This window comes from Stenotrophomonas sp. SrG (assembly GCF_050031795.1).
Classification (GTDB): domain Bacteria; phylum Pseudomonadota; class Gammaproteobacteria; order Xanthomonadales; family Xanthomonadaceae; genus Stenotrophomonas; species Stenotrophomonas rhizophila_A.
Map to the genome: position 1 here is coordinate 1 of NZ_JBNBBE010001147.1, position 239 is coordinate 239.

Annotated in this window: 1 pseudogene; it reads right to left on the reverse strand. The window is 74.5% G+C overall.

Going from position 1 to position 239, the window contains the following annotated elements:
• Nucleotides 1-213 (reverse strand): annotated as a pseudogene (locus ACQG3P_RS23065) (phenazine biosynthesis protein PhzF); the annotation flags it as partial.
• Between the last annotated feature and the right edge of the window lie 26 nt (nt 214-239).

A 239-nucleotide genomic window follows, 5' to 3' on the forward strand; every position in this document is an offset into this window, starting at 1 on the left:
CGCCGGCGCGGCCGCGCCGGCACCGACCGCGCGCGAGTCAACAGCAGCCTCCACCGCGCCGCCTTCCCCCCACGCGGCGCCCACGCCCAGCAGCCGCCCCTCCCACGCCGCGTAATCGCGGCGCACCGCCAACACGGCCGCACGGCACCGCAATCGCAACCCCAACCACCGCGGGCCGTAGTCCACACAAACCGCATCGACCAGTTCATCCACGACCACCCCCCATCCCGCCCTCACAT